A 7,870-nucleotide genomic window follows, 5' to 3' on the forward strand; every position below is an offset into this window, starting at 1 on the left:
AGTACAGCCTGCGGCTAGCTTCCTAGTTTGCTCTTTGATTTTCATTGAGTATAAGGAGGAAATCATGTACCATATAAAAGAAGCTGCGCAGCTTTCGGGCGTCTCTGTCAAGACCCTGCACCACTACGATAAGATAGGGCTTTTGGTTCCTTTAAAGTCGGAAAACGGCTATCGAACATACAGTCAAGAGGATTTAGAACGCCTTCAGGTCATTCTATACTACAAATATCTAGGCTTTTCTTTAGAAAAAATAGCAGAGCTATTAAAGGAAGAAAGGACAGATTTATTGCCCCATCTGACCAGACAGTTGGACTATTTGACTCGAGAAAGGGAACATCTGGATACCTTGATTTCAACCTTGCAAAAAACCATTAAAGAACAAAAAGGAGAAAGAGAAATGAGCATTCAAGAGAAATTTGCTGGATTTAACTACCAAGACCATCAAAAATACCACCAAGAGGCGGTAGAGAAATATGGACAAGAAGTCATGGACCAAGCGCTGGAGCGCCAAAAAGGTCACGAAGACGAGGCTACAGCTGCCTTCAACCAAGTTTTTCAAGCTTTGGCACAAAATCTTCAAGCTGGTTTACCTGCAACAGCAACTGAAAACCAAGAGCAAGCAGCCAAGCTCTTGCAAGCCATTCGTACTTATGGATTTGACTGCTCTATTGAAGTCTTCGGACATATCGGTAAAGGATACGTCTATAACCCTGAGTTCAAGGAAAACATTGATAAATTTGGACCTGGAACAGCCCAGTACACATCAGATGTCATTGCCTATTATGTCCAAACTCAGACAAAATAAAATCGGAGGAGCATTCTTCCGATTTTTACTAAATTCAAGCACTATTTGCTTAATAATTTTTCTACCACATTTAGTTTTCGCATGGTCAAATCTACATTAAAAAGCTTTTCAAGATAGTTGGTATGGAGTTTCTTTTGTTTAGCAGTTCTAGGGAGATAGAGGTAAAGACAATGGTTACCGATACAAATTTCTTCTTCACCGTAATCAATTTTCAATTTTTCTAAAGGGAGACTTTGAATAGATTCTTGATAAAAAATCACATGTATACGGTCATAAAGATAGTGTTCTCCAAACGGGTTTTCTTGGACAATTTTTTTAAAATCACTTTTGTTCTTGATAACCATTTTTAAGTCGGCCCCAATTTTTTCCTTTATCAGAGTATGAACACATTCTCGTATTTCTTCTAAATCTAAATCACTTTCAAGAATGATATTCCCACTTTGAATATAGGTTCGAACGTGTTGAAAACCAGCTTCTGTTAAAATATCTACCAAATAAGACATTTTCGGGATAGCATTTTTTCCATTAGGAGTAACACCTCTTAGTAAAATAATATGTTCCAAAGGACTTCCTTTCTTATTTTGTATTTTAGTCATTCAATTATTTATATATTTGATTTGAGCCTGCCACCCAACCGGTACAGAGGGCTGAAGTGATATTAAAGCCACCCGTGTGGGCATTGATATCCATGACTTCGCCAGCAAAGTGAAGGCCAGGTACCAGCTTACTTTCAAGGGTTTTAGGGTTGATTTCCTTAAGACTGACACCACCCTTGGTAACAAAGGACTTAGCAAGGGACATTTTACCAGTTACAGGAATTTTAAGTCCCTTGATAGACTGGACAAGTTGTTCGCGTTCCTTTTCAGTCAGTTGTTTGACTTTGTCAGGATAGCCTGGCACAAAAAATTCTGCCAAGCGTTCTGGAAGTAAAGTTTTTAAGGCATTTTTTAGAGATTTTTCCCGATTTTCTTCTAGAAATGTAGCCAAGTCTTTCTCAGAAAGTTGAGGTAGAACATCCAGTGAGAGAACCTCTCCGCCCTTGACAAAGCTGGACATACGCAGAGCAGCAGGGCCTGACAAACCAAAGTGGGTAAAGAGCAAATCGTGAGTGATGACATGCTTACCATAGCTTAGGGTCACATCGTCCAATGAAATTCCTTGTAAGGCCTTGTGTGGAAAATCTGTCAACAAAGGACTTTCAGCGGCTTCAAGATCGGTAATGGTATGCTTAAAATGACGGGCAATCTCGTGACCAAAACCAGTTGAACCAGTTGAAGGATAGGATTTCCCACCAGTTGTGACAATGAGTTTATCACAAGTGAAGGTTTGGTCAGCTGATTTAAGGATAAACTGGTCGTCTATCTTTTTAACCGAAACAATTTCTGTTTGAGTAGCAACTTGACCACCGAGCTCAATGATTTTCTTTTCCAAGGATTCGATAATGGTCCGAGACTTGTCACTGGCAGGAAAGACGCGCCCGTGGTCTTCAACCTTGAGTTTAACCCCATTTTCTGTAAAAAAGTTAATGATATCATGGTTATCAAATTGGGAGAAGACACTGTAAAGAATGCGCCCGTTTCCAGGGATGCCAGCTAGTAGGTCATCTAGAGTTCCGTTGTTAGTTACATTACAACGACCACCACCAGTACCAGCTAATTTTTTTCCGAGTTTCCGATTTTTTTCGATGAGGAGGGTTTTCTGTCCATAAAAGCTACTGGAAATCGTAGCCATCATACCAGCAGGTCCCCCACCGATGACAATAGTATCAAAATGTTTCATAGCTCTATTGTACCATAAAAAAACAAGAGATGATGGTCACCTCTTGTCAAGAATGGAATTAATCAATTTCATATCCCATCAGCAAACCACCATCTTCTGCATAGAAACTGCAGAGACCAGATGTTGGGAGAATTTTGATATCCGCTTGTGGGAAGGTTTCAAGGATTCGCTCTGAGAGCTGTTGGCAACATTTCTCGTTATTGCGTTGGGCCATGACAATACGACCACCAGCATATCCAGCTTTTACTAACTCTTCATAGGCTGCCTGAACTGATTTCTTTGCCCCTCGTGCTTTTTGTAGTAATTCAAGGGTTCCAGTTTCACTAGCTTCTCCAACCATACGGATGTTGAGAAGGCCAACGACTGTACCGATAAGTTTGCTCAAACGGCCGTTCTTCACCAAGTTATCGACTTTAGCTAGGACAAAGAGTAACTTGGTTTTTTCTTGATATGCAGTGATAGCTTCAACGACTTCCTCAAAAAACAAGCCCTGATCAATCAAGTCATTTAATTTTTCTACGAGCAAGTCAACTTCCCCACCAGCAGACAAACTATCAATCACATGAATCTTAGTGTCAGGATGGTCTTCCAGATAAATATTCTTGGCTAGTTGAGCACTATTGTGACTGCCAGAAAGAGTACCAGTAATGGTTACTAGGAAAATATTTTTGGCACCTTCAAATGCTCGCAAATAATCATCTGGGCTTGGACAAGCTGATTTTGAAGCTTCTGCGGTTGCATACATAGTTTCCATCATTTGGTCAATGTCAAGACTGGCATCATCGACAAAGACTTGATCAGCTACTTGAATGGTTAAGGGGACACTTACAAAGGTTGTGTCAATAGCTGGTCTTTCCAGCTGACGATAATCACAACCAGAGTCAGCAATAATCTTCCAAGTCATAGAAATTCTCCATCTTTGTCAGTTATACATTGACAAAGGTTCTGTCTTTTTTTACAATTATATCATGAAAGCCCTTGAAACAAAAGCCTCATCCGTCTGTTGTGACAAGTAGAAAGAAAATGTTATGTCTGAACGTAGAATCTCTGAAAAGTCTCTTGAAAATCTCAGAAAATCAAACCAAGAATCCAATTTATTAACCAGAGAAGCCATTGAAACGGCCCTCTTGCAACTCTTGGAAAAAAAGGACTTGACCAAGATTAGTATTTCTGAATTGGTTAAGCGTGCAGGCGTTTCGCGTGCGGCCTTTTATCGCAATTATGATTCCAAAGAGGAGATTTTAGAAAGTGTCTTTAAACGAACTGTCCACAATATTATGGAACAGCTGCATCATTACGATCTAAAGACAGATCTTTATCTGGTCTGGGTTCACCTTTTCCGAGAAGCAAGAAAGGAGGCCAGAGTGATTCAATTGGCCTTAGATTACCATCTGGAAAAAATCTTTGTCCAAGCCATGCAGGAATTTCTAGAAAAATACCATGGAAAATCAAAAGGTGTCAGCTCTTATCTTCATTCCTTCTGGAGTTCTGCCATCGTCTCTGTCCTCTTAAAATGGATCAAGGATGGCATGAAGGTACCAGCTGAAAAGATTGCAGACTTACGGTTACCATTCTTTAAAAAATAGAAAAAAAGGAGAAGAGATATGACTGAAAAAAGACTAGCCTGGGATGAGTATTTTGCAGCCCAAGCCCTACTGATTGCCAATCGTTCCACCTGTAAACGTGCCAAAGTGGGTGCAATTCTGGTTAAGGATAATAAGGTTATTTCCACTGGTTACAATGGTTCGGTGTCAGGTACCGAGCATTGTATTGATCACGAATGTCTGGTCATTGAAGGCCACTGTGTTCGCACCCTTCACGCTGAGGTCAATGCTATCCTTCAAGGTGCAGAACGTGGTGTTCCTAAAGGCTTTACAGCCTATGTAACCCATTTTCCTTGTCTGAACTGTACAAAACAATTGCTTCAGGTCGGCTGCAAGCGCGTGGTTTATATCAACCAGTACAGAATGGACGACTACGCCCAATACCTTTATCAAGAAAAAGGGACAGAATTGACTCATTTACCACTTGAGACAGTACAGGCGGCTCTTAAAGAGGCAGATCTAATGTAAAATTTATCAAAAATAAATGGTTTAGAAAGATTTTTAAACCGTTTTTTGGTATAATAAGAAGAATAAATTGAAAGAAGGAATTCCAAAAATGGGAAAAATTGAAGTTATTAATCATCCACTGATTCAACACAAATTGTCAATCTTGCGTCGTACAGATACTTCTACAAAAGCTTTCCGTGAGCTAGTAGATGAGATTGCAATGTTGATGGGGTATGAAGTACTTCGTGATCTTCCACTAGAAGATGTGGAAATCGAAACACCAATTACAAAAACAGTTCAAAAACAATTGGCAGGTAAGAAATTGGCCATCGTTCCAATCTTGCGTGCAGGTATCGGTATGGTTGATGGACTTTTGAGCTTGGTTCCAGCCGCTAAAGTTGGCCACATCGGTATGTACCGTGATGAAGAAACGCTTCAACCTGTTGAGTACTTGGTGAAATTGCCTGAGGACATTGACCAACGTCAAATTTTTGTCGTAGACCCAATGTTGGCAACAGGTGGCTCAGCAATCTTGGCTGTTGATTCTCTTAAAAAACGTGGCGCATCAAATATCAAATTTGTCTGCCTTGTATCTGCTCCAGAAGGTGTAAAAGCCCTTCAAGAAGCTCATCCAGATGTAGAAATCTTTACAGCAGCCTTGGATGAACGCTTGAACGAACACGGTTATATCGTTCCAGGTCTTGGAGATGCTGGAGACCGCTTGTTCGGTACAAAATAACATCGAAAAGAAGAATGACTTGGAAAAGTATTTCTAGTCGTGAAAGGGGGTTGAATTTTTGTTTCTGTCTGATGAAAACAGAGCAAAAATTTGACCTTTTTTGACCAAGATATTATAATAGTCTTATCTTCAGTCGTTTGACCAACAAAAATAAAACTCAAAAGGAGAAATGAATGATTCCTGTAGTTATTGAACAAACAAGCCGTGGAGAACGTTCCTACGATATTTACTCACGTCTTCTCAAAGACCGCATCATCATGCTGACAGGCCCAGTTGAAGACAATATGGCCAACTCAGTTATTGCCCAATTGCTTTTCTTGGATGCCCAAGATAGTACAAAAGATATTTACCTATATGTCAACACACCTGGTGGTTCCGTTTCAGCTGGTTTGGCAATCGTTGATACCATGAACTTTATCAAGGCAGATGTCCAAACCATCGTTATGGGAATGGCTGCATCTATGGGTACAGTCATCGCATCAAGTGGAGCAAAAGGCAAACGTTTCATGCTTCCAAATGCTGAATACATGATCCACCAACCAATGGGTGGTACAGGTGGTGGTACTCAACAAACTGATATGGCTATCGCTGCAGAACACTTGCTTAAAACTCGTAACACCTTGGAAAAAATCTTGGCTGAAAATTCAGGTCAGTCAATTGAAAAAGTCCATGCAGATGCAGAACGCGATAACTGGATGAGTGCTCAAGAAACACTTGAATATGGCTTTATTGATGAAATCATGGCCAACAATTCATTGAACTAATGATGAAAGAAGGCAAACTCGACTGGGTTTGCTTTTTTTGGTATAATAAGGAGAAATTTCTTAGAAAGAGGATTTATCATGTTTGAAAAAGTCAATCGATCTGGCTTGATTATCTATCTTTACTATAATCGTGATGCCAAAAAATTGCAGGATTATGGAGATATTACCTATCATTCCAAGAAACATCGTTACTTACAACTCTATGTTCCAACTCAAGAAGTCGAGCAATTGGTCGGACACTTGAGTAAGGAAAAATTTATAAAAAAAGTCAGAGTTTGTCATATCCAAGAGCTGGAAACACCCTTTGTGGGCAATCTCTATCGAGAGGAAAACGTTATCATCGAAAAAGTTCAAGAAAAGTGTTGACAATTTTCTGATAATTCGGTATATTCTTAACATGCTATTTATTTAAGAAATAAGGAGACAAAAAAGATGAAGAAAAAATTTGCCCTATCGTTTGTGGCTCTTGCAAGTGTAGCACTTCTTGCAGCCTGTGGAGAAGTGAAGTCTGGAGCGTCAAACGCTGCTGGTAACTCAGTAGATGAAAAGACAATCAAGATTGGATTTAACTTCGAAGAAACTGGTGCCGTAGCAGCCTACGGAACATCTGAACAAAAAGGTGCCCAACTTGCTGTTGATGAAATCAATGCTGCTGGTGGTATCGATGGAAAACAAATCGAAGTAGTCGATAAAGATAACAAGTCTGAAACAGCAGAGGCTGCTTCAGTAACAACTAACCTTGTAACCCAATCTAAAGTATCAGCAATCGTAGGACCTGCGACATCTGGTGCAACTGCAGCTGCGGTAGCGAACGCTACAAAAGCAGGTGTTCCATTGATTTCGCCAAGTGCGACTCAAGATGGATTGACTAAAGGTCAAGATTACCTCTTTATCGGAACTTTCCAAGATAGCTTCCAAGGAAAAATTATCTCAAACTATGTTTCTGATAAATTGCAAGCTAAGAAAGTTGTTATTTACACTGACAATGCCAGCGACTATGCTAAAGGTATTGCCAAAGCCTTCCGTGAAGCTTACAAGGGTGAAATCGTTGCAGATGAAACTTTCGTAGCAGGTGACACAGACTTCCAAGCAGCCCTTACAAAAATGAAAGGGAAAGACTTTGATGCTATCGTTGTTCCTGGTTACTACACTGAAGCTGGTAAAATTGTAAACCAAGCGCGTGGTATGGGAATTGACAAACCAATCGTTGGTGGTGATGGATTCAACGGTGAAGAGTTTGTACAACAAGCAACTGCTGAAAAAGCATCAAACATCTACTTTATCTCAGGCTTCTCAACTACTGTAGAAGTTTCTGCTAAAGCAAAAGCCTTCCTTGAGGCTTACCGTGCTAAGTACAATGAAGAGCCTTCAACATTTGCAGCCTTAGCTTATGACTCAGTTCACCTTGTAGCAAACGCAGCAAAAGGTGCTAAAAACTCAGGTGAGATTAAGGATAACCTTGCTAAAACAAAAGACTTTGAAGGTGTAACTGGTCAAACAAGCTTCGATGCAGACCACAACACAGTCAAAACTGCTTACATGATGACCATGAACAATGGTAAGGTTGAAGCAGCAGAAGTTGTAAAACCATAATAGAAAAATGTTGAAATAGGGAATGAGCCTCGGACTCACTCCCTGTTTCGATGTTTAATACTCTTCAAAAATCAAATTCAAACTGCGTCAACGTCGCCTTGCCGTACTCACGTACAGCCTGTGGCTCACATTATCGCTC

General features: G+C 40.1%; 10 protein-coding genes. 7 read left to right on the plus strand and 3 right to left on the minus strand.

Annotation, left to right across the window (positions count from 1 at the left end; all coding sequences use genetic code 11):
* The first annotated feature begins 64 nt into the window (after positions 1–64).
* Positions 65–805, plus strand: coding sequence for a MerR family transcriptional regulator (locus QZ565_RS06790; protein ID WP_295527369.1), 741 nt, complete (start codon positions 65–67; stop codon positions 803–805).
* 41 nt (positions 806–846) lie between these two features.
* On the opposite strand, the gene QZ565_RS06795 is transcribed toward QZ565_RS06790, so the two are convergent.
* Genes QZ565_RS06795 through QZ565_RS06805 form a run of 3 tightly spaced genes read right to left on the minus strand, consistent with a single transcriptional unit; the run spans position 847 to position 3,488 of the window.
* Positions 847–1,368 (minus strand): DUF1697 domain-containing protein, encoded by a 522-nt coding sequence (locus tag QZ565_RS06795; protein ID WP_000400044.1) that lies wholly within the window; start codon positions 1,366–1,368, stop codon positions 847–849.
* Positions 1,369–1,405: 37 nt separating this feature from the next.
* Entirely contained in the window at positions 1,406–2,584 is a 1,179-nt protein-coding gene (locus QZ565_RS06800) for an NAD(P)/FAD-dependent oxidoreductase (protein ID WP_295527355.1), read from the minus strand.
* A 58-nt stretch (positions 2,585–2,642) separates the two neighbouring features.
* On the minus strand, positions 2,643–3,488 hold the full coding sequence (locus QZ565_RS06805; RefSeq protein ID WP_295527358.1) for a DegV family protein: 846 nt from the start codon (positions 3,486–3,488) through the stop codon (positions 2,643–2,645).
* Between the two features lie 124 nt (positions 3,489–3,612).
* Between QZ565_RS06805 and QZ565_RS06810 the strand changes: the two genes are divergently transcribed.
* The 6 genes from QZ565_RS06810 to QZ565_RS06835 all read left to right on the plus strand — a co-directional run bounded on the left by QZ565_RS06810 (position 3,613) and on the right by QZ565_RS06835 (position 7,731).
* On the plus strand, positions 3,613–4,170 hold the full coding sequence (locus QZ565_RS06810) for a TetR/AcrR family transcriptional regulator (protein ID WP_000004136.1): 558 nt from the start codon (positions 3,613–3,615) through the stop codon (positions 4,168–4,170).
* Between the two features lie 18 nt (positions 4,171–4,188).
* Entirely contained in the window at positions 4,189–4,656 is a 468-nt protein-coding gene (locus QZ565_RS06815) for a cytidine/deoxycytidylate deaminase family protein (protein WP_000136973.1), read from the plus strand.
* 88 nt (positions 4,657–4,744) lie between these two features.
* Positions 4,745–5,374, plus strand: a complete 630-nt coding sequence (gene upp / locus QZ565_RS06820) for a uracil phosphoribosyltransferase (RefSeq protein ID WP_000515974.1) — start codon at positions 4,745–4,747, stop codon at positions 5,372–5,374.
* 173 nt (positions 5,375–5,547) lie between these two features.
* Positions 5,548–6,138 carry an ATP-dependent Clp protease proteolytic subunit ClpP gene (clpP, locus tag QZ565_RS06825; protein ID WP_000613475.1) on the plus strand — a complete coding sequence of 197 codons (591 nt, stop codon included), beginning with the start codon at positions 5,548–5,550 and terminating at the stop codon, positions 6,136–6,138.
* A 78-nt stretch (positions 6,139–6,216) separates the two neighbouring features.
* Complete coding sequence (locus tag QZ565_RS06830; protein WP_049492230.1) at positions 6,217–6,504, plus strand: YlbG family protein; 288 nt, start codon at positions 6,217–6,219, stop codon at positions 6,502–6,504.
* A gap of 66 nt (positions 6,505–6,570) precedes the next feature.
* Positions 6,571–7,731, plus strand: a complete 1,161-nt coding sequence (locus QZ565_RS06835) for an ABC transporter substrate-binding protein (protein WP_295527366.1) — start codon at positions 6,571–6,573, stop codon at positions 7,729–7,731.
* Positions 7,732–7,870 lie beyond the last annotated feature (139 nt).

It is taken from the genome of uncultured Streptococcus sp. (assembly GCF_915066115.1).
GTDB lineage: Bacteria > Bacillota > Bacilli > Lactobacillales > Streptococcaceae > Streptococcus.

Bases quoted from the DNA above. Each gene is read 5' to 3' on its own strand.
- upp (WP_000515974.1), top strand. From the start codon at position 4,745: ATGGGAAAAATTGAAGTTATTAATCATCCACTGATTCAACACAAATTG.
- QZ565_RS06835 (WP_295527366.1), top strand. From the start codon at position 6,571: ATGAAGAAAAAATTTGCCCTATCGTTTGTGGCTCTTGCAAGTGTAGCA.
- QZ565_RS06790 (WP_295527369.1), top strand. From the start codon at position 65: ATGTACCATATAAAAGAAGCTGCGCAGCTTTCGGGCGTCTCTGTCAAG.
- QZ565_RS06815 (WP_000136973.1), top strand. From the start codon at position 4,189: ATGACTGAAAAAAGACTAGCCTGGGATGAGTATTTTGCAGCCCAAGCC.
- clpP (WP_000613475.1), top strand. From the start codon at position 5,548: ATGATTCCTGTAGTTATTGAACAAACAAGCCGTGGAGAACGTTCCTAC.
- QZ565_RS06805 (WP_295527358.1), bottom strand. From the start codon at position 3,488: ATGACTTGGAAGATTATTGCTGACTCTGGTTGTGATTATCGTCAGCTG.
- QZ565_RS06800 (WP_295527355.1), bottom strand. From the start codon at position 2,584: ATGAAACATTTTGATACTATTGTCATCGGTGGGGGACCTGCTGGTATG.
- QZ565_RS06810 (WP_000004136.1), top strand. From the start codon at position 3,613: ATGTCTGAACGTAGAATCTCTGAAAAGTCTCTTGAAAATCTCAGAAAA.
- QZ565_RS06830 (WP_049492230.1), top strand. From the start codon at position 6,217: ATGTTTGAAAAAGTCAATCGATCTGGCTTGATTATCTATCTTTACTAT.